Source organism: Microbacterium sp. W1-4-2, from assembly GCF_058349885.2.
The window spans coordinates 899415-919013 of the sequence record NZ_JBYRJC020000002.1; the positions used below are offsets into that span (position 1 = coordinate 899415).

At 70.5% G+C, this 19599-nt stretch carries 18 protein-coding genes; 4 read left to right on the plus strand and 14 right to left on the minus strand.

Annotated features, from left to right (window positions below; genetic code table 11):
• Window positions 1–11: 11 nt before the first annotated feature.
• Window positions 12–599 (minus strand): cation efflux transmembrane domain-containing protein, encoded by a 588-nt coding sequence (locus AC3RX0_RS11930; protein WP_491506195.1) that lies wholly within the window; start codon window positions 597–599, stop codon window positions 12–14.
• Window positions 600–751: 152 nt separating this feature from the next.
• Here AC3RX0_RS11930 and AC3RX0_RS11935 point away from each other — a divergent pair, with 152 nt between their 5' ends.
• Window positions 752–1618, plus strand: coding sequence for a Rieske (2Fe-2S) protein (locus tag AC3RX0_RS11935; RefSeq protein WP_491506196.1), 867 nt, complete (start codon window positions 752–754; stop codon window positions 1616–1618).
• Between the two features lie 47 nt (window positions 1619–1665).
• Here the strand turns inward: AC3RX0_RS11935 and AC3RX0_RS11940 are convergent, their stop codons facing one another.
• From AC3RX0_RS11940 to AC3RX0_RS11955, 4 genes are all read right to left on the minus strand, one after another.
• A complete protein-coding gene (locus AC3RX0_RS11940; RefSeq protein ID WP_491506197.1) occupies window positions 1666–2328 on the minus strand; it encodes a methionine ABC transporter permease in 663 nt (220 codons plus the stop codon).
• Window positions 2325–3356: a methionine ABC transporter ATP-binding protein gene (locus AC3RX0_RS11945; RefSeq protein ID WP_491506198.1), complete on the minus strand. Its 1032-nt coding sequence runs from the start codon at window positions 3354–3356 to the stop codon at window positions 2325–2327. The genes AC3RX0_RS11940 and AC3RX0_RS11945 overlap by 4 nt, the downstream gene beginning before the upstream one ends.
• On the minus strand, window positions 3356–4321 hold the full coding sequence (locus AC3RX0_RS11950) for a MetQ/NlpA family ABC transporter substrate-binding protein (protein ID WP_491506199.1): 966 nt from the start codon (window positions 4319–4321) through the stop codon (window positions 3356–3358). Before AC3RX0_RS11950 ends, AC3RX0_RS11945 begins: the two co-directional genes overlap by 1 nt.
• Before the next feature lie 186 nt (window positions 4322–4507).
• Entirely contained in the window at window positions 4508–6286 is a 1779-nt protein-coding gene (locus tag AC3RX0_RS11955) for a hypothetical protein (protein ID WP_491506200.1), read from the minus strand.
• A 441-nt stretch (window positions 6287–6727) separates the two neighbouring features.
• Between AC3RX0_RS11955 and AC3RX0_RS11960 the strand changes: the two genes are divergently transcribed.
• Window positions 6728–7573: a transposase gene (locus AC3RX0_RS11960; protein WP_491506201.1), complete on the plus strand. Its 846-nt coding sequence runs from the start codon at window positions 6728–6730 to the stop codon at window positions 7571–7573.
• Between the two features lie 19 nt (window positions 7574–7592).
• Here AC3RX0_RS11960 and AC3RX0_RS11965 read toward each other — a convergent pair whose 3' ends face one another.
• On the minus strand, window positions 7593–8015 hold the full coding sequence (locus AC3RX0_RS11965) for a hypothetical protein (RefSeq protein ID WP_491506202.1): 423 nt from the start codon (window positions 8013–8015) through the stop codon (window positions 7593–7595).
• A gap of 298 nt (window positions 8016–8313) precedes the next feature.
• Here AC3RX0_RS11965 and AC3RX0_RS11970 point away from each other — a divergent pair, with 298 nt between their 5' ends.
• Window positions 8314–8706, plus strand: a complete 393-nt coding sequence (locus AC3RX0_RS11970) for a hypothetical protein (RefSeq protein WP_491506203.1) — start codon at window positions 8314–8316, stop codon at window positions 8704–8706.
• Here AC3RX0_RS11970 and AC3RX0_RS11975 read toward each other — a convergent pair.
• From AC3RX0_RS11975 to AC3RX0_RS12010, 8 genes are all read right to left on the minus strand, one after another.
• Window positions 8615–10111: an MFS transporter gene (locus AC3RX0_RS11975; protein WP_491506204.1), complete on the minus strand. Its 1497-nt coding sequence runs from the start codon at window positions 10109–10111 to the stop codon at window positions 8615–8617. The genes AC3RX0_RS11970 and AC3RX0_RS11975 overlap by 92 nt on opposite strands.
• Window positions 10112–10149: 38 nt before the next feature.
• On the minus strand, window positions 10150–10647 hold the full coding sequence (locus AC3RX0_RS11980) for a GNAT family N-acetyltransferase (RefSeq protein ID WP_491506205.1): 498 nt from the start codon (window positions 10645–10647) through the stop codon (window positions 10150–10152).
• A gap of 129 nt (window positions 10648–10776) precedes the next feature.
• Entirely contained in the window at window positions 10777–11334 is a 558-nt protein-coding gene (locus AC3RX0_RS11985) for a GNAT family N-acetyltransferase (RefSeq protein ID WP_491506206.1), read from the minus strand.
• Window positions 11335–11415: 81 nt separating this feature from the next.
• The gene (locus AC3RX0_RS11990; RefSeq protein ID WP_491506207.1) at window positions 11416–13941 is read right to left on the minus strand and encodes an ABC transporter permease; all 2526 of its coding nucleotides are present in this window, start codon (window positions 13939–13941) and stop codon (window positions 11416–11418) included.
• A 5-nt stretch (window positions 13942–13946) separates the two neighbouring features.
• Entirely contained in the window at window positions 13947–14735 is a 789-nt protein-coding gene (locus AC3RX0_RS11995) for an ABC transporter ATP-binding protein (protein ID WP_491506208.1), read from the minus strand.
• 25 nt (window positions 14736–14760) lie between these two features.
• Window positions 14761–14931: a hypothetical protein gene (locus AC3RX0_RS12000; protein ID WP_491506209.1), complete on the minus strand. Its 171-nt coding sequence runs from the start codon at window positions 14929–14931 to the stop codon at window positions 14761–14763.
• 55 nt (window positions 14932–14986) lie between these two features.
• Window positions 14987–15220: a heavy-metal-associated domain-containing protein gene (locus AC3RX0_RS12005; RefSeq protein WP_491506210.1), complete on the minus strand. Its 234-nt coding sequence runs from the start codon at window positions 15218–15220 to the stop codon at window positions 14987–14989.
• A gap of 3 nt (window positions 15221–15223) precedes the next feature.
• Entirely contained in the window at window positions 15224–16603 is a 1380-nt protein-coding gene (locus AC3RX0_RS12010) for an MFS transporter (RefSeq protein ID WP_491506211.1), read from the minus strand.
• A gap of 257 nt (window positions 16604–16860) precedes the next feature.
• Here AC3RX0_RS12010 and AC3RX0_RS12015 point away from each other — a divergent pair, with 257 nt between their 5' ends.
• Window positions 16861–19581: an AAA family ATPase gene (locus tag AC3RX0_RS12015; RefSeq protein WP_491506212.1), complete on the plus strand. Its 2721-nt coding sequence runs from the start codon at window positions 16861–16863 to the stop codon at window positions 19579–19581.
• Window positions 19582–19599: the final 18 nt, after the last annotated feature.

Genomic DNA, 19599 nt, shown 5'->3' on the forward strand with positions numbered 1-19599 from the left:
AGCCGGCACGATCACTCCTTGAAGATGTGGGTGGCTTCGCGGGCCGCGTAGAACACGACGACGAGTGCGGCGGCCGGGTCCGCCCACCACAGTCCGAACAGAGAGTCCAGGAGCAGTCCTGCGAGCACTGCCGTGGCCAGGATGCCGTCGATCAGGGTGACTCGCCCCTCGGTCATGAGCACGGGGTTCCCCAGCCGCCGGCCGACGGCGTGTTTGCCCCACGCGAGCGCGAACATCATGACGGCAGTCGCCGCCGTCCACCCGACTCCTCCGGCGGCGGGCGACGCATGGTGACCCGACACGAGCGCGACGACCGCCTGCACGGACAGGTACACGGCGAGCAGGACGAACGCCCACCCGATGAGGGTGAGGGCGCGTCGCCGGCGCCGCTCGCCGGTATCGGTGAGCTCCCAGATCACGACGATGCTGGCGCCGATCTCGATGAGGCTGTCCAGCCCGAACGCGAGCAGCGCCACCGACGCGGATCGGTAGGCGAGGAATGCCAGCAGCACGACGCCCACGATGTTCCACAGCAGAGTCACGACTTCGAGCGCGATGCCCGCACGGCGCAACGTGAGGTCGTGGTGTCGGTCGCTCACCATCCGACTCTAGTTGCGCACGTCGGCAGTCATCCTCGCATCACCGTCGCCCACTCCGTGCGGGCAAGGGGCACAATCGTGTCAAGGCCCTGTTTTCGGACCGACACTTCGGCCCACTGTTGAGGTCTGCACACCGCTGAGGAGGTCCGGCAGTGCGAAATCTGAGTGAGGTCCTGCACCACACGATCGGCACGATCGAGCGATTCAAGGGTCTGGACCGGGTGTCGACGCCCCTTGCGACCCTTGTCAAGAAGGTGACGGGGAATGAACGCATCAAGAACGCCCTGTCGGGAACGTGGCTCGGCCATCAGCTCCATCCGGCTCTGACCGACCTTCCCATCGGGGCCTGGGCCGCGGCATCCGTAATCGATCTCACCGCCGGTGAGCAAGGCTCCGTCGCCGCACGTCGCCTGGTCGGCTTCGGGGTGCTGACCGCGGTTCCCGCAGCGGCGGCGGGTGCGTCCGACTGGTCCGACAGCTATGGGCCCGAGCAGCGCGCCGGGCTCGTCCACGCCATCGCGAACAGTGCCGGGACCGTGCTGCAGGTCTCGTCGTGGGTGGCGCGGCGTCGCGGTTCTCGAAGCCTGGGCGCCGTGCTCAGCCTTGCCGGGCTGGGCATGACCCTGGCGGCCGCCTACCTGGGCGGGCACCTCTCGCTGGTGCGAGGAGTGGGCGTCAACCACACCGCATTCGAATCGGGCACGACGGACTGGTCGGATGTCGCGGCCGACGCGGACGTCGTCGATGCGACGCCGATGCGCGTCGAGGTGGCCGGTGTTCCCGTCGTGCTCGTGAGACAGAACGGTGTCATCCATGCCCTCTCGGCCACGTGCACGCACGCCGGCGGCCCGCTCGATGAAGGCACCCTGGTCGCGGACGGATGCCTGCAATGCCCGTGGCATGGCAGCCGATTCCACATCGCCGACGGAACCGTCGCGCGCGGCCCTGCGACGGTCCCGGAACCGGTCTGGGATGTGAAGATCGCGAACGACCGGGTGTGGATCCGCGCCTCGGCCTGATGGTGTGCCGGCCGCGTGGGCGATGACGCGCGAACGGCCGAGCGCGTCTACCGCCGCAGGGCCATCCGCGCGAGCCGGTTGCCGAGGAACTGGGCGGCCTGCACGAGGATGATGATCACCAGGACCGCGGCCCAGGTCGCGATCCAGTCGTAGCGGTGGTAGCCGTACTGGATGGCGAAGTCGCCGAGTCCGCCGCCCCCGACGCTGCCGGCGATAGCCGACAGATCGACGATCGCGACGAACACGAAGGTGTAGCCGAGGATCAGCGGGCCGAGGGCTTCGGGGATGAGCAGCGTCAGGATGATGCGCCACGGGCTCGCGCCCATGGCGCGCGCCGCTTCGATGACACCGGGCTCGATCGTGACGAGGTTCTGCTCGACGATCCGCGAGATGCCGAAGCTCGCCGCGATGACCATGGGGAAGATCGCGGCGGCCGTGCCGATGAACGTGCCGATCACGCTGAGCGTGAGCGGAGCCACCGCGGTGATGAAGATGATGAACGGGATCGGTCGCACGATGTTCACGAGCACGTTGAGGATCGTGAACACCGGTGCGTTCTGCAGCAGCCCGCCCTTACGGGTGGTGTAGAGCAGCACGCCCAGGATCAGGCCGAACAGTCCGCCCAGCAGCAGCGTCGCGATCACCATCCACAGGGTCTCGCCGATCGCCTGGACGAAGACGGGCCACAGCGTCGACCAGTCGGCTTTCATCGGGCGACCTCCTCGACCTGGGTGATCGCGCGCAGGTCGGCGATCAGGCCGTCCACGGCATCGTCGTCGCCGAGCAGCTCGAGGGTGAGACTGCCGAACGACTTGCCCTGCAGTGCGCTGATGCCGCCGAAGACGATCTCGAAGCGCACACCGCCGGTCGCGAGCGCATCGGAGAGCACGGCGCCCAGCCGCCCGTCGTCGTGGACCCGGGCGGTGACCAGACGCCCGCCATGGCGTGCTCTGAGCCGCTCGAACTCGACCTCGTCGGGTTCGTTCTTCAGCACGGTGCCCACGAAGCGCCGCGCGGTCTCGGTCTGCGGGTCCGAGAACACGTCGAACACGGTGCCGGTCTCGATGATCCGGCCGGCGTCGAGCACGGCGACCCGGTCGGCGATCGAGCGGACGACCTCCATCTCGTGGGTGATGACGACGATCGTGACGCCGAGCTCGCGGTTCACACGGGCGAGCAGCCGCAGCACGTCCGCGGTCGTCTCCGGATCGAGCGCCGACGTCGACTCGTCGGCGAGCAGGATCTTCGGGTTGGTCGCGAGGGCGCGGGCGATCCCGACGCGCTGTTTCTGACCACCGGAGAGCTGGTCGGGGTAGCTCCAGGCCTTGTCGGTGAGCCCGACGAAAGCGAGCAGCTCGGCGACGCGGCGCCTGCGATCCGCCCGCGGCCACCCCGCGACCTTCAGCGGGTAGGCGACGTTGCCGAACACGGTCCGCGAGCGGAACAGGTTGAACTGCTGGAAGATCATCCCGATCCCGGCCCGGATGCGACGCAGCTTCGCCTCCGACAGCTGCGCCACATCGACGCCGTCGATCAGCAGCTCGCCGCTGGTCACCGGCTCGAGGGCGTTGATGAGGCGCACCAGCGTGCTCTTGCCCGCACCGGAGTACCCGATGATGCCGAAGATCTCACCGCGCGCGATCGACAGGGTGACAGCATCCACCGCCGTCACCCTGTTCGCACCCGAGCCGAAGCTCTTCGAGACCTCGCGGAACTCGATGAGGGGGCCTTCGGTCACTACCGGGCCGCCTGAACGGTCTTCTCGAGACCCGCAAGGATGCCGGCGAGCTGCGCCTGCGGACGCTTGACGATCACGGCGGTGTCCTTCGACTCGGCGAGCACCGCGTCGGTGACCGCCGTGCTCTGGTAGAGCGCAGCGATCTTCAGATAGACGGGGTTGTCCTTGTCGGCGGCGCGGGCGACGAACGCGTTGATGTACGGCTCGGCGGCAGCCTTCTTCGGATCGTCCTGGAACAGCGCACTCTTCGGGTCGATCCCCGCGGTGAGCGCGAAGTTGTTGTTGATCACGGCGCCGTCGGCCGAAGCGAGAGCCGGCGCGGTCTGCGCGGCATCCACCGGCACGACGCTCACCCGGGACTCGGCGGCGATGATGTCGGCCGGGGTCGACAGCACGCTGCCGCCGTCCTTCAGCTTCAGCAGGCCCGCCTCCTGCAGCACGAGCAGTGCCCGCGCCTGGTTGGTCGCGTCGTTCGGGATCGCGATCTTCGCACCGTGCGGGATGTCGGCGACTGCCGTGTACTTCTTCGAGTACAGCGGCAGCGGCACGACGAGGGTCGACGCGATCGGCGTGAGCGTGTCGTGATTGGACACGTTGTAGTCGGCCAGGAACAGCAGGTGCTGGAAGAGATTGAGGTCGATCTGCTTCTGCGACAGCGCCGGGTCCGCCTGCGTGTAGTCGCTGAAGTTCACGACCTTGATGGTGATGCCCTCCTTCGCGGCGAGCTTCGTGAGGATCGGCCAGTACGGAGCGGCCGCCTCGGTCGTGCCGATCCGCACCGTCGTCGTCTCGGCCGCGGCGGTGGACTTCGGCGCCGTCACGTTGACGATCACGAGCACGACGGCCACGATCACCGCGATCGCAACCACGCCGATCCCGATCACCCAGCCGAGCTTCGACTTCGGCTTCTCGGGAAGCGGCAGACCGTTCGGGTCGCTCGGCTGCTCGGGAGTGGTCGTGGACATGCGCGTGCCTCTTTCGTGAAGGGGGGAGTGACGGTGGATGCTGTCTCCTGCCGCCCTTCGAGCCTCGCCGTTGTCCGGGCCAGAACCCAAAACGTGTTCCGCACTGTGACGCCGCGCGACGCTCTGTTTCCGTGCCGCGCACGCCGGTGGCCGGCACGCTCTCGTCGTGCCGGCCACCTCACTGCCTCAGTGGTTGAGGATCGTGAACTGCTCCACGCCGCACGCCGAGGTGGCGGGCTGGTTGCTGGCGTCGCCGCTGTAGCTGGAGGCCCAGCGCCAGGTCCCTTCCGCGCTCGCCACGAACGTCGTGTTGGTGGTGCTGTAGACGCCGTTTCCGCTCGCGACGGAAACAGTCTGGGTCAGCGCCGGGGTGCCGGAGCAGGTGGCATCCGTCGGCGCATAGAGGTTGAACGTGATGGAACCCGTCGGGCTGAAGCCGCCCGCGAGCGTCATCGCGTCGTTCGGGATCACCTTCTGCGCGGTGGACACGGTGGGCTGCAGCTTCTTGACCGTCAGCACCTCCGACATGCACGCGCTCGTGGCGCTGTTGTTGTTCGCGTCACCCGAATAGACCGCCTGCCAGTAGAAGGTGCCTACGGTGTTGAACACCAGCGCGTTCGAGTCCGTGACCACTCCGTTGGTCACCGGCTTCGTCCCGGCGTCCCGCGCGCCCAGTGTGCAGGCGTTGTCGGTGTACACGGTGTAGGTCACCGTGCCGCCGGCGTTCGCCGTCGCGCCGGTGAGGCTCGCCGAGTCATGCACGGACGAGCCCACGTCCACGCTCTGTGCCGACAGCGTCGTGGCGATCGTCGGACTGTTCGTGAAGTGGTTCGTGTACGTGCAGGTGACGTTCTGCCCCGGTGCGAGGTCGATCGTGACCGTCTTGCCGCTGATCTGCTCGGTGGCGTCACAGGTCAGGCTCACGAAGTTCCAGTGCGCGGGGTTCGCTCCCTCTGTCACGGTGTAGGTTCCCACGCCCAGCTTGTCGAAGACCTTCTGGCCTCCGCCGGCGAGCGTGAACGACGTCGGTGTCAGGTTCGTCGTCGTGTACGGGAACGTCGTCGTGTCATTGGCGGGCGCGTTCTGCGTGACCTTCTTGATCGTGATGCTGCCGCAGTTCGAGATCTGCACCGGGATCGGGGCGATGAAGTCCTTCAGCTCGGCCGTGAACGACGACGACGAACGGCTCTTGATGAAGGCCGATCCGAACGCCTCGCACACGTTCGGAGGGAACACGCCCGCATCCGTCAGGTTGATGGCCGTCTCGCCGAACAGCCCGGCGCCGAGGGTGCCTCCGGCGATCGGCTCGTCGATCGTGCCGGTGTTCACCGCCGCCTCGGAGAAGCCGCTCACGCTCTTGTGCTTGCCCCAGCAGGGGAGAGAGCTGCTCGAGTAGCAGTCCGCCGCGGTGCCGTTGTCGGACGTCACCCACGTGTTGATGCCGATCGTGGGTGTGCCGCTGCCGCCGAAGTCGTAGGTGACCAGGAGGTCGCCCGGAGTGCGGTTGAGCGTCACCGCTCCGGTGGCATCGGCCGTGAACGTCGGGCTCGTCGCCTGGTTGATCTCGAAGTCGAGGTTCGCGTTGCCGATGTTGACCAGGCGCTCCCACCCGAGGTACAGGAAGATGTCTCCGTTGGAGACCTGCTCCGATGCCTCGTAGAAGCGCGTCAGATCGTTCTTGTTCGGCGGGATCGAACCGGTCACCACCGTCGGGCCCGTGTCATCCTCCTTCGTGCCCTGGCCGAAGGAGTTGTCGGTCTTGCCGGTGGGGCGGTCGATGCCGACGCTGCGGCCGGCCACGTTGTCCCAGTCGGTCGTCGTCGAGCTGGCGTGGACCAGATTGCCGTCGTTGCCCTCGAAGGTGCTGCCCGGCAGGATCGCATCGGCGGCGCCGGGAGTGAGGAAGGCGATCGTACAGGCGCCGATCACGCCCATCGCCAGAAGTCCCCGCCGACGCGTCGACATGGGGGATTGCTTGGACATCTGAAACTCGCTTTCCGGGCATCGTGCGCCCGAGTGCGCCGGCCGTTTCGCCGGCATATGGACATGTCGGTGACCGGGGGCGCGGCGAGAGGCAGCGCGGAGCAGGCACTCCGCGCAGAATGACGAGTGTCAGAAAGACGAGAGTCGGAAGGATGTGTGAGCAGAATCGCCCGTGTGCGTGTTCGTCCCCAGCCCCGGCGGAAACGGTCGCGCGGCATCGCGAGCTTCGGGTGGCGACAACCGGAACATGTCCGTGGCTGGCCCGCCGTGTCGTCAGCACTCAACGAGCGCTGATCGCACGAATATTACTCTTCCGGCAGATCTCCAGTCAATGCATTTCTTGTCGTGAATCAGACCTCGCGCACCGGGCGCGACGCGTAGGCTCCGAGGCATGTGCAGACGCTCTGTGAGAGGCCGCCGCTGATGCCCGAACGGCTGCTGGAAGACGTCGCCGTGGAGCTGTACTCCGGCCCCCCGGCGGAGTTCATCGGGGCGCGCAACGCCCGTGCCGACGACGTCTCGGATCCGGATCTTGCGAACCAGATCCGCACGCTGCGCAAACCGTCGGTCGCCGCGTGGATCGTGAATGTGTTCGCCCGCGAGCGCGCGGGCGAGCTCGGTCAGGCGCTGCAGCTCGCCGAGGAGCTGCGTGAGGCGCAGAGCGACATGGATGCCTCGACCCTCGCCGAGCTCGGACGTCGGCGCCGCGCGCTGACCGACAAGCTCGCCCGGGATGCGGTGGCGCTGGCATCCGCTCGTGGCGCCCGGGTCACGGCATCCACTCTCGAGGCGGTGCAGCAGACGATCGCCGCGGCCTTCTTCGATCGGGATGCCGCGGCCGCGGTCGCGTCGGGACGTCTGGTCCGCGAGCTCGAGCCGTCGAGCGGGGTCCCGTTCGACGTGGCCGCGGCGGTCGGCGGCGGCGCGCCGAGCGCACCGGTCGCCGCTGGCCCGCAGGTCGACGAAGTGGCCGCGCGTCGGGAGCGTCGCCAGGCCGAGCGGGCGGTGCGCGAGGCGGAACAGGACCTCGCCCGTGCGCAGCGCGAGCTCGACAGGGCCGACCGCGAGGCCGCTGACGTCGCCCGCCGCCTCGAGCAGCTGACGGGCCGTGAGCGTGAGCTGGACGCCGAGCTCGCGCGTGTCCGGGAGCAGCTGCGGAAGGCTCAGGGCGAGGCCCCGGTCGTGGACGAGCGCAGGGCGAGCGCCGAGGCCGCCATCGTCGCGGCCGAGCACGCGTTCGAGGCCGCCCGCAGAGCCGCCGACGCGTGACAGCGAGAGCGACCGGAGCTCATCGCACCGCGGATGAACGCTGTCGCGCGAGGGCGGTGGCGCCGGTCGTGACATACAGGGCGGCCGCTGCGACGAATCCGACCGACATCGCGAACGACAGCCAGCCGTTGTCGGTCATCATCGTGCCGACCCCGGCGAGGAACGTCAGGATGACGACGACGAACGCCGACAGCGCCGCTCGCACCGACAGGTCCTCGTGTCGCGCGGCCAGCCAGACCCGCACCGACACGACGATGACTCCGATGCCCACCAGCGCGTGCAGGCCCAGAACGATGCCCGCCACCACGGCCCCGGCGCCGGTGTTCTCTTCGGGGCTGCCGACGAGGTTCGCGCCCATGCCCAGCAGGAACTGAGCCGCCAGCGTGATGAGGGCTTCGCGAGATCGACGAGTCAGGATTTCGGGGAAGCTGGGAGTGGACATCGGCGTTCCTTTCCTCGAGGGGGATCGCGTCGTTCCTTCACATTCTCGGCGCCTGCGGCCGCGTCGTCATCGGGCCGCGGGAGTATCTGTCCGTACTCCTTGCGGAGTAGCTTCCGCGCCGAGCGCGGCTGGGGCGGTCGAGGTGCTGGTGAGAGCGCCCAGCGTGACGGCGACCGCGAGATCGAGCAGGCCGAGGACGCTGAACCAGAGGGCACGACGGAACTCTCCCCGTGCAACGCGGCGCATCACAGACGGCTGAGGTCGGGCAATGACGGGGACCCAGGGTATCGTGGCTGACGTGCGTCGGCAGAGAGTCACGGTGCGGATCGGTGTGCTGTGCCTCGCCGTCGTCAGTCTCGGCATCCTCGTCTTCGGCCTCGTGATCGCGATCGTCCCCATGGGCAGCGACGAACTGCTCTATCGCGCCGACGGACTCGCGTCGATCGGGTTCGGCCTGTTCGGCGGCCTGGTGGTCGTCTTTCCGTTCCGCCGGCGCGAGCGCTGGGCATGGGTCGCGCTGTGGTTCTATCCGATCTTCTGGGCACTGCACCTGGTGGGCGGGCTTCCGCCCGGCAAGGACCACATCCACCAGATCGTGTTCATCGCGCTCTCGCTGATCGGGCTGCTTCTGCCCGTGCGGGAGTTCTTCGGGCGACGCGGGTGGCGCGCTGCCCTGAGGGGACGCGCGTGAGGGTGATCCCGAGCGCTGCGGTGAGGACGGCGACCGCGGCCGCCGCGGTGAAAGCGGCCGAGAATGCGGCGGCTCCGAGTGCGCCGGTGCTCTCGCCGGCGACGTCCATGCCGATCGCGGTGAAGGCGGCCACTCCGAGCGCGGCTCCGATCTGAGTGGCCGATCCGGCGAGGCCCGAGGCGAGGCCGGTGCGTGCGTCCGGGAGGCCGGATGCGATGACCATCGTGGTGGGCGTGAAGCTGAGCGCGACGCCGGTGGCGACCAGCAGCAGTCCGGGCAGAACGGCAACGAGGTAGCCCGCGCCGCGAGGGGCGCAGGCCAGCCAGAGGTGGCCGGCGGCGAGGACGATCAGCCCGATGACGAGGCTGCGCTCCGGACCGATGGCGCGCAGCACCCGGGGGAGCAGTGCGAGCGACACCGCGAAGCCGGCCAGGGACGTCGGGACCATCGCGAGCCCGCCCTGTGCCGGGGCGATGGAGAGGGCCTGCTGCAGATACAGGGCGATGAGGACGAAGGTGGATGCTCTGGCCGCCCCGCCGAGAAGGGCCAGACCGACACCGATCGACAGAACCGGCGACCTGAAGAGCGCAAGCGGGACCAGCGGGTCGGCGGTCCGCCGCTCGATGAGCACGAAGATCACTGACAGCAGCGCTGCGGCGGCGAGACTGCCGAACGTCGACGGCGAACTCCAGCCGTGCTGAGCGGCGGAGAGCGCACCGTGGACGAGGGCCACGACGGCTGCGGTGATCGTCGTCGCGCCCGCCAGGTCGAATCGGCGGCTGGGGCCGGCATGCGTTTCGGCCAGGAGCCTGCGGCCCATCAGGATCGCGGCGGCCGAGAAGGGAACCGTCACGAGGAAGACGGACTGCCACCCGAGCCATCCGGACAGGATGCCGCCGGCGACGACCCCGGTCGCCCCTCCCAGCGTCGAGGCTGCGCCCCAGACGCTCATGGCCTTGGCGCGCTGCGGCCCGGGGAACATGTGCAGGAGCAGTGACATGGCGGCTGGACTGAGCGCGGCGGCGCCGATGCCCTGGACGATCCGGCCGGCGATGAGCAGCTGCGCGCCGGGCGCACTCGCAGCCATCAGCGTGCCGATCGTGAACAGCGCAGAGCCGACGGCGAAGGTGCGGCGTCTGCCGAACAGGTCTGCGACCCGGCCGGAGAGGAGGAGCAGCCCGCCGAACGCGAGCACGTAGGCGTTGACCACCCACGTGAGCGCCGCCGGGTCCAGTCCGAGGTCGGCTTGGAGGGACGGCAGCGCAACGTTGACGATCGAGGTGTCGAGCATCACCACGAACTGTGCGGACACCAGCAGTCCGAGGGCGAGGTTTCTGGCGCGTCCGCCGACAGTCGGGGCAGGTGCGTGCGGGCTGCGGGTGCGGGGAGTGGATGCTGTGGGCATGGCGTTTCTCGATGATCGTGGTCGACGAGACCAGGGGTTCAGGAGCGCGCCGCGGCGGTGGCGCGGGAGTATGCGTCGGGGGACCAGCCGGCGATGACCTTGTCGCGGAGCGTGGCGCCGAGGCGACGGTAGAAGCGCTGGCCCGCCTCGTTGTCGGGCTCGACGCCCCAGGTCACGGTGAGGCCGTCCGGCGCGGCGAACTCCGAAGCAAGTGTGGTCATGAGCAGGCGGCCGACCCCGTGGTCGCGGAAGGCTTCGCGAACGTAGAGGTCGTCGAGGGCGAGGATGTCGGTGTCGTTCCACAGGTGGATGCGGCGGACCGCGGAGACGTACCCGAGCGCGCCGCCGCCGCTGTGCGCGATGAGGACGACGACATCGTGGCGGGCGAGCACTTGGGCCCAGCGATGCGTCGTGACGGTCAGGTGCGCGAGGTGACCCTCGTGCTCGGCGATCTCGCGGACCATCTCCATCACGGTCCCGGCGTCCTCGGGTTCCGCGCGGCGGATGTCGATCTGGGTGGTGGACTTTGTGGTCATGTCGGTAGGTCCGTTCCGTGGGGATGTCGGTGTCGCCTGCCGGGTCGGGAGACGACAGCACCACCGTGTCATCGGGGTCGCCGGGTTCGCGCCGGCGAAATCGCCGGGTTGCGTCGCACGCGGGCGGTGTCAGGCCGCCGGGGCGGACGTGTCGTCTGCGAGGCGCTGGAAGAGGAGGTGGTCGCGCCACTGGCCGGCGATGTGCAGGTAGCGGGGAGCACGCCCGATGAGGGTGAAGCCGTTGCGCCGGAGGACCTTCTGCGAGGAGTGGTTGTCGGTGAGGGTGCTCGCTTCGAGCCGGTGCAGTCCGTGCTGGGCGAAGCACTCGGCGATGACGTGGCCCACCGCGGCGGTGGCGACACCGCGCCCCGTCACCTCTTGGGACACCCAGTAGCCGAGCGATGCGCTGCAGAAGGGGCCGCGCACGATGTTGGTGACGTTTATCCGACCGGCCGGGCGGCCGTCGACCTCGATGAGGTAAGGCTCGGCTCGCCCGTGCTCGCGATCGGCGAGTGCGCCGGCGATCCGGCGGGCCTGCCCGGCGGTCGTGAAGAACTCTTCGGCGCGGGTGGGCTCGAACGGTGCGAGGTGGTCGCGGTTGGCGCGGTACAGCTTCGCCAGGGTGGCGGCGTCGTCTGCGTGAAGCTGCCGCAGCCGGATGTGTGGCGTGCTGGGACATCCGGACATGGTGATCATCCTCGCAGGTCGGAGCTCGCACCGCGAGAGATCGGGGCCGGCCTCGCGTACACGCGGCCGGCCCCGATGCCCTCATTCGGCGGCGATCGCGGTGAGCACGTCGAGCCGGGATGCGCGCCGGGCCGGCAGGAGGCCCGCGGCCAGCCCCGCGAGGACGGCGACGGCCGCGGTCGTGACGAGCTGACCGGTGGGCACGATGACGATCGGCTGCGGACCGGGTGCCAGCGCCCAGACCGTGGCGACACCCAGGGCGATCCCGAACGCTAGGCCGACGACGGCCGCGATGGCGGCGACGAGCACGGCTTCGGCGCAGATCATCCGGCCGAGCTGACGCCGGGTCATGCCGATCGCCCGCAGCAGCCCGATCTCGCGGGTGCGCTCCACGATCGACAGCGTCAGCGTGTTGGTGATGCCGAGCAGTGCGATGAAGACGGCGAAGCCCAGCAGGACCGTCACCAGCCCGAGGACCTCCTCGATCGCCGCCGCGCGCCCGGCCGCGGCCTCGGCGTGATCGCGGATCTGCGCGTTGGGGAAGCCTGCGAGCGCGGCGTCGAGCGCCGCCCGGGCCCTGCCCACCGACACGCCGTCGGCGACGGCGACGTAGACGGTCGCGTCGATCTTCTCGTTGTAGTGGTCGGCGTACGCGTCCAGCGAGATCACGTAGTCCGTCGACAGGGCCTGCGCGGTGCTGTCTGCCATCACGCCGACCACCGGCATCCTCTGCTCACCATCGCGCGGGAACGTCATCGCTAGCGAGTCGCCCGGTGCGAGGTGCCGCGAGGTTGCGACGGACTCGGCGACCACGACTCCGCCGTTCGCGATGCGGGAGAGGCTGCCCGAGTCCATCCGGATCTGCACGACGTCCGGCAGGGTGGACGGATCGACCGCGGTCAGGGCATTGGCGGTGCCGTCGTCGAGCCAGTGGCCGAACCGGGTGACCGACGTGGCCGCCACCTCGGGGCGGGCGGCAGCGCGCTGGGCGACCTCGGGAGAGAGCCCGCCCAGCATCTCATCGTTGCTGCTCTGCACGAGCAGGTCCGCGGTGACGACCTCGGCGCCGCCTGCCGTGAACGCCTTGACCGAGCCGCCCACCACGGCCACGAAGCCGATCAGGGTGAGGCCGATGGCCAGGGCCGTCACGGTCGCCGCGGTGCGGCCCGGATGGCGGACCGCCGACTCGCGCGCCAGCTGCCCGGGCACGCCGAGGGTGCTCAGGGGGCGCCCGACGACACGGACAAGCCACGGCGCCACGACCGGGCCGAGCAGGGCGAGCGCGGCCAGCAGAAGCACGGCGCCGACGGCGACCATGCCCGCGTTGCGGACGAAGGCGACCGCAGCCACCAGGACCACGCCGGCACCGAGGGCCGCCCAGCCGGTGACGATCCGTGCCCGGCGGCGTGCGGCCGGAGCCGGATCGGAGGCCCGCATCGCCTCGACGGGAGCGACCCGGGCGGCGCGGCGGGCCGGGCCCAGGGCGGCCAGGAGGGTGACCCCGGTGCCGGCGAGCAGCGCGACGAGGATCGTCTCGGTGGTCACGGTCAGCGGCCCGTCGGGAAGGGCAAGGCCCGCACCCTGCGCAAGCCCACGCAGTCCATAGGCGGCGCCGACGCCGAGCAGGATGCCTCCCCCTGCGCCGGTGAGCCCGACGATGAAGGCCTCGCCGACGATGGAGCCGAGTACCTGGCGGCCGGTGGCTCCGGCCGCACGCAGCAGTGCGAACTCCTTCGACCGGTGCGTGAGCACGATGCCGAACGTGTTCGCGATGAGGAAGGCGCCGACCACGAGGCCGGCACCGGCCAGGGCCAGCAGGACGATGCGCAGGAACTGCACGCTCTGCTGCGCGGACGCCGCGCTCGCGGCCGCGGCGTCCTGGGCGCCGGTGACCGCGAATGGGGCGCCCAGGCGGTCGGCGATCCGCTCGCGCAGTGCCGAGACGCCCGTGTCGGCGGCGGCCACGACCTCGACCGCGGTGACGCGGGATCCGAGCCCCAGCAGCGACTGGGCGGCGGGCAGGCTCGTGAGCGCGACGGTGGTGTTCGCGAGGCCGTCCGCGTCGCCGACCCCGACGAGCCCGACCACCCGCAGGGTGCGGCTGGCGCTCGCCGACACGGTGATCGTGTCGCCGAGGGCGATCTGCCGCCGACGGGCGGTGGCCAGGTCGATGACGGCTTCGTCCGCCGCACGAGGGGCGTGTCCTGCGCGCACCACGTAGGGCGCGAACGGCGCCTGTTCCCACGAGCCGAGCAGGATCGGCATGCTCGGCATGCCGGCCCCGCGGGTCGCCAGCTGGGCGCTGCCACCGGCGGTGGCGCGAGCCGCGGCCACACCGGGGACGGCGCGGACGCGATCGGCGAGGTCGGCCGGGAGCGGATCGCGCTCCACGGCGACCCCCATCGCCGAGTCGAAGGCCGCCGCCGCGCGGACGGTGAGGTCCACGCCGGCCGCTGTGGTGCGGAACTGCTCGTCCAGCACCCGGGTGCTGGTATCGGTGAGCACCAGGCTTCCGGTGACGAACGCGACGCCGAGCGCCACCGCGATCCAGGTGAGCGCGAGTCGCGAGCGGTGCGCGAGCGTGTTCTTGAGAGCGAGTCGCCACATCGGGATCACCGCCCCTGCGCGGTCTCGAGGTTCGACATGCGGGCGAGCACCGTGTCCGCCGTCGGGTCGGCGAGCTCGTCGACGATCTGTCCGTCGGTGAGGAACACGACGCGGTCGGCAGACGCCGCGGCCACCGGATCGTGCGTGACCATCACGATCGTCTGCCCCAGGGAGCGGGTCGCGTGGCGCAGGAAGTCCAGGAGGGCCGCTCCGGCACGCGAGTCGAGGTTGCCGGTCGGCTCGTCGGCGAAGACCAGCTCGGGACGGGCGATGAGGGCGCGGCCGACGGCGACGCGCTGTTGCTGTCCGCCCGACAACTGCGAGGGGCGGTGGGAGAGTCTGCTGCCGATCCCGAGTACATCGACCACCTCGGCGAACCAGTCGGAGTCGGGACGTTTGCCGGCCAGGGTCAGGGGCAGCGCGATGTTCTCCCGCGCGGTGAGGGCGGGGATCAGATTGAACGCCTGGAAGACGAACCCGAGTCGTTCGCGGCGCAACAGGGTCCGCTCCCGCTCGGAGAGCATGGTCAGATCGAGGTCGCCGAGCAGGATGCGGCCGGAGTCCACCCGGTCGAGGCCCGCCAGCGCGTGCATCAAGGTCGACTTGCCCGATCCGGATGGTCCCATCACGGCGGTGAACCGGCCGCGGGGGATCGTCACGGTCGCGCCGTCGAGCGCGCGGACGACGGCGTCGCCGTGCCCGTAGGTCTTCACGACGTCGACCGCACGGGCGGCGACGGGGACGGACGGGGCGGTCCGCGGGGCCTCGTGAGGCGTGGTGATCGTGGTGGTCATGATTCGTCCTTTCAGGTTCGTGGTGTCAGAGGATGTGCTGGCGGAAGGCCGAGCCGTACGCCGTCGTCGGCGCCTGTGGTGCACGGACGAGCGGCCGATCGGACTCGATGCGCGCGGCGTGATGCTCGCGCGCCGTGCGGAGCGGGCGTCGTGCGGTCGTGATGGTGCGGGTCAGGCGGGTGCGGATGGTCGTCATGATGGATGCCTTTCTGGCAGCGGATGGGTGATGGCGGGTGCCGCCCGCCGGGTGATCAAGGGATGAGGGTGTGGCCGGCGTCCTCGATCGCGGCGGCGATGTCGGCGCGATCGACCGGCTCGGCGACCGTGACGGTGACGGTGCCGGACGCGGCGTCGATGGTCACGGCGGCGACGCCGGGCAGACGTGCGATCTGCCGGGAGACCGCACGTCCGCTGTCGGCGGTGGTCATGCCGGTCACAGCGAAGGTGGTCGTGCCGATGAAGGTGCGGGGTGTGCCGTGCAGCATCGATCAGTGACCGTGCCCGCCGTGCGGACCGTGCGCACCGTGGCCGGCTGCCGCGGACTTGCCGCCCGGGACGGCAAGCAGCGTCAGCACGAACAGGGCGGCGAGCACACCGGCCACCACGAGGAACGCGTGCGAGTAGCCGTCGATGAGTCCCGCCCTCGTCGTGAGGTCGCCGGCCACGGCGGTGAGTGCGGCGACGCCCACGGCGGCACCGATCTCGTGGCCGGTCATCATGAGACCTGAGGCGAGTCCCGCCTTGTCACCGGGCACGTCGCGCATCGCGGCGACCGCGATGGCGGCGAACATGGGGCCGACGCCGGCTCCGGTGACGAGGAAGCCCGGCAGGACGTGCGCGGCATACGAGGCACCGTCGGCGTTCGCCGCGAGCAGGAGGACGCCGGCGGCCATGATGGCGAGGCCGATGAGGATGAGGATGCGGGGCCCCACTCGTCCGATGACCTTCGACGCCACCGTCGCCGAGATCGTGATCGCGGCGGCCAGCGGAAGGAACTCGAGACCTGCGACGATCGGTGACGCGGCGAGGGCGCCCTGCAGGTGCACTGAGGACAGGAAGATCGCGCCGACGACGGCTCCGGTGACTCCGGCCATGACGGCGGATGCGGACACGAGAGATCGGACGCGCCAGATCGCGGGTGCCACCAGCGGGTGGGCCGCACGTCGCTCGATCAGAGCGAACGTCGTGAGCAGGGCGGCCGAAACCAGGAGCGCGATCCACGTGATGGGTGCGGCCCACCCGGCGGAGCGGGTCGCTTCGATGCCGAACACGAGCGCCAGCAGTCCGCCGACGAGCGTGAGGGCCCCCGGCGCATCGAGCCTGCGCAGCGCCCCGGCCTGAGACCGGCCACGGGTCACGCAGTACAGCGTGCCGGCGACCACGGCCGCGCCGATGGGCACGTTGATGAAGAACACCGCACGCCAGCCGAGTGCGCTGGTCAGCGCGCCGCCGAACAGCACACCGGCTGCGATGCCGAGACTTCCCACGGTTCCCCAGATCGCAAGTGCGGTCTGCCGCTGCCTGCCGGCGTACGCGGTCATGATGATCGACAGCGCTGCCGGCGTGAGCAGGGCGGCACCGGCCCCCTGCGCGGCGCGCGCCAGGATGAGCGTGAGCGCGCCGTCTGCGAGACCGCTCACCAATGAGGCCGCGGTGAACAGCCCGATGCCGGCCAGGAACGCGCCGCGCCGGTCGAAGAGGTCGGCGATGCGTCCGCCGAGCAGGAGCAGCCCTCCGGACAGCAGCACGTAGACGCTGACCGCCCACTGGAACTCGGCCGACGACAGCTGCAGCGAAAGGCCGATCGACGGCAGTGCGACGTTCACGACCGACACGTCGAGGATCACCATGAACTGCGCTGCGATCATCAGCGTGAAGATCGTCCATGAGCGCCGCGGGGGATGAGGATGCCGCGCCGGCGCATCCGAGGTCTGGGCGGCGTCGCTCGCAGATCGATCGTGATGCGGGGACGGATGTGCGGTGGTGTGCGATGACATGATGTTCTCCTTCGGATGGAAGCGGTCGAGGCTTCCGCCAGGATCGCTTCGGAGCGGGGTCGCTCACACCGGCGGAATCGCCAGGTTCTTCGAATCCGCGTATCCCGCCGGGTCGCTACGATCGGGGTGTGCTGGCGGGACGGGACCACGAACGCGCGGCGATCACCGCGCTGCTGGACCGCGCGCGTGCGGGCAACGGCGGGGCGCTCGTGGTGCGGGGCATGGCCGGGTCCGGCAAATCGGCGCTCCTGGCCGATGCCGTCGCCGACGGGGCCGTCGGCGCGACGGTCCTGCGCACGTCGGGCGTCGAATCCGAGTCCCCGCTGGCCTTCGCCGCGCTCCAACGACTCGTGCGGCCTCTGCGCACCGGTCTCGGTGCGCTGCCGGCACCTCAGCAGACGGCGATGCGCGCGGCACTGGGCGAGACGACCAGCGACGGCGACCGGTATCTCACGTTCCTGGCCACCCTGAGTCTGCTCTCGGATGCGAGTGAGACCGCGCCCGTGACAGTGGTCGTCGACGACGCCCACTGGCTCGACGATGCGTCGGCTGCGGCGCTGCTGTTCGTGGCTCGACGGCTCGACGCCGAACGGGTGGCGCTGCTGTTCGCCGCGCGCGACGGCGACGCGCACGGGTTCGACGCGCCCGACGTGCCTGCACTGACCCTCGCCGGTGTGGCGGGTGCCGACGCCGACACGCTTCTGTCGGGCGCTGCGGGCGAGAGCTGCGCCGTCGATCCGGCGGTCCGGGATCGGCTCGTGCTCGCCACCGGCGGCAACCCGCTCGCGCTGCTCGAGCTCTCGTCCGCCCTCGACCACGACCAGTTGGCAGGACGTGCGCCGCTGCCCGACCCGCTGCCGTCTGCGGGTGGGGTGGAGCGTGCGTTCATCGACCGACACCGACGGCTGCCCGACGCCGCCCAGCAACTGCTGCTCGTCGCCGCAGCCGACGACACCGGCCGACTCTCCGTCGTGCGCGCCGCGGCCGAACGACTCGACGCGGGCGGCGACGCGCTCGATGCCGTGGAACGGTCGGGGCTGCTGCGCATCGACGACGAGGTCGTGTCCATGTACCACCCCCTGGTCCGCTCTGCCGTCTACCGGGCTGCGACGAGCACCGCACGCCGCGCCGTCCACGGCGCTCTGGCAGATGCTCTGCACGACGATCCCGACCGCCGCGCGTGGCACCTCGCTGCTGCCGCGGACCGGCCGGATGAGCAGGTGGTCGCCGCCCTCGACACGGTCGCGCAGGGCGCTGCCTCTCGCGGCGGGCACGAGGCGGCGGCAGCCGCGTGGAGTCGCGCCGCCGAGCTCACCGCCGGAAGCGAAGACCGGGGCCGGCGGCTCTACTTGGCGGCGTCCTCGGCCTGGCTCGGCGCACACCCGTCCCGGGCAGATGCCTTGGCAGCGTCCGCCGCGCAGCTGATCACCGAGCCGCGTCTGCGCGCGCAGCTGCTGACGCTGCAGGGCCAGGTCGCCTGGAACACCCGTTCGCTCGATGACGGGTACGACCTGATCGTGCAGGCCGCCCAGGTCGCCGCCGGCGTCGACGAGGAGATGACGCTCGGGCTGTCGATGCTCGCGGCGTCGCTGACCGCATTCGGAGCCCGGTCAGCACCCGGCGTCGATCCGGAGGCCGTGCTCGGCGCTGCGGTGACGGAGTCCGCATCGCGGGGAAGCGCCACGGGCGCCCTCATGCACGGTTTCGCGGCTGTCGCCGCCGGCGACTGGAAGCAGGCTACGGCATGGTTCGGCGAGGCGTTCGCGCTCACCGACGCCCGCTCGGTCGACGACGACGTGCTGCAGCCGAACCTCGGCATGGCTGCGCTGCTCGTCGACGACGATCGACGGTGCCTCCGCCTGCACGAGGAGCAGCTGGTCGCCGCCCGCCGAGCGGGCGCCCTGACCAGGATCGAGCATGCCCTCACCCGCGGCTTCTACCCCCAGATCGCGACCGGCGCCTGGTCGAAGGCCGCAGCGGCCGCCACCGAAGCGCTCCCGCTGGCCGCCAGCACGAGCCACATCGGTATGACCGCGCTGCCCAATGCCGAACTCGCCCTGATCGCGGCGCTGCGCGGCGAAGACGCCGCCGATGATCACCTGGACCGGGCTGCACGGATCCGCGACCGCCATCCCATCGGCATCACCGACGGTCTCGTCGTCGACCTCCTGCACTGGACGCGCGCCCTGCGGACGATCGATGCGCCCGAGACCGCCCTGCACCTGTTCGACCAGGTCCGTGCGCCGTGGCTGCGACGCCTTGCGGCCCCCGACGTCTTCGAGCTGTCTGCGCGCAACGATCAGCGTCAGGTCGGCGAACGATGGCTCGACGACATCGTGAGCTTCGCCGACGGCGTGCAGTCCCCGGCGGCGATCTCCCTCGTCGAGCACGGGCGGGCAGTCCTCGCGGCCGACGACGACGCGGAACAGCACTTCGAGCGGGCACTCGCGGCAGGTGCGGACTCGCCGCGCACGCCGCTGCGCGCCCGCACCGAACTGGCCTTCGGCGAGTGGCTCCGCCGCAACCGGCGGCGCGTCGACGCCCGCTCGCATCTGCGCACGGCGCTCGCCGCGTCGGAGGGGCTCGGCGCCGCGCCCTGGACGACACGGGCCGCGCAGGAGCTGCGGGCATCCGGCGAGACCGCTCGACGCCGCGACGCCTCGACGGCCACCGACCTGACCGCCCAGGAGCGGCAGGTCGCCATCCTCATCCAGCAGGGCCTGTCGAACAAGGATGCCGCAGCCCGGCTGTTCGTCAGCCCCCGCACGATCGACTTCCACCTGCGCAACGTCTTCGGCAAGCTCGGTGTCGCCTCGCGCGGTGAGTTGAGTCAGGTGAGCCTGGACTGACCGCACTGGCGATTTGGA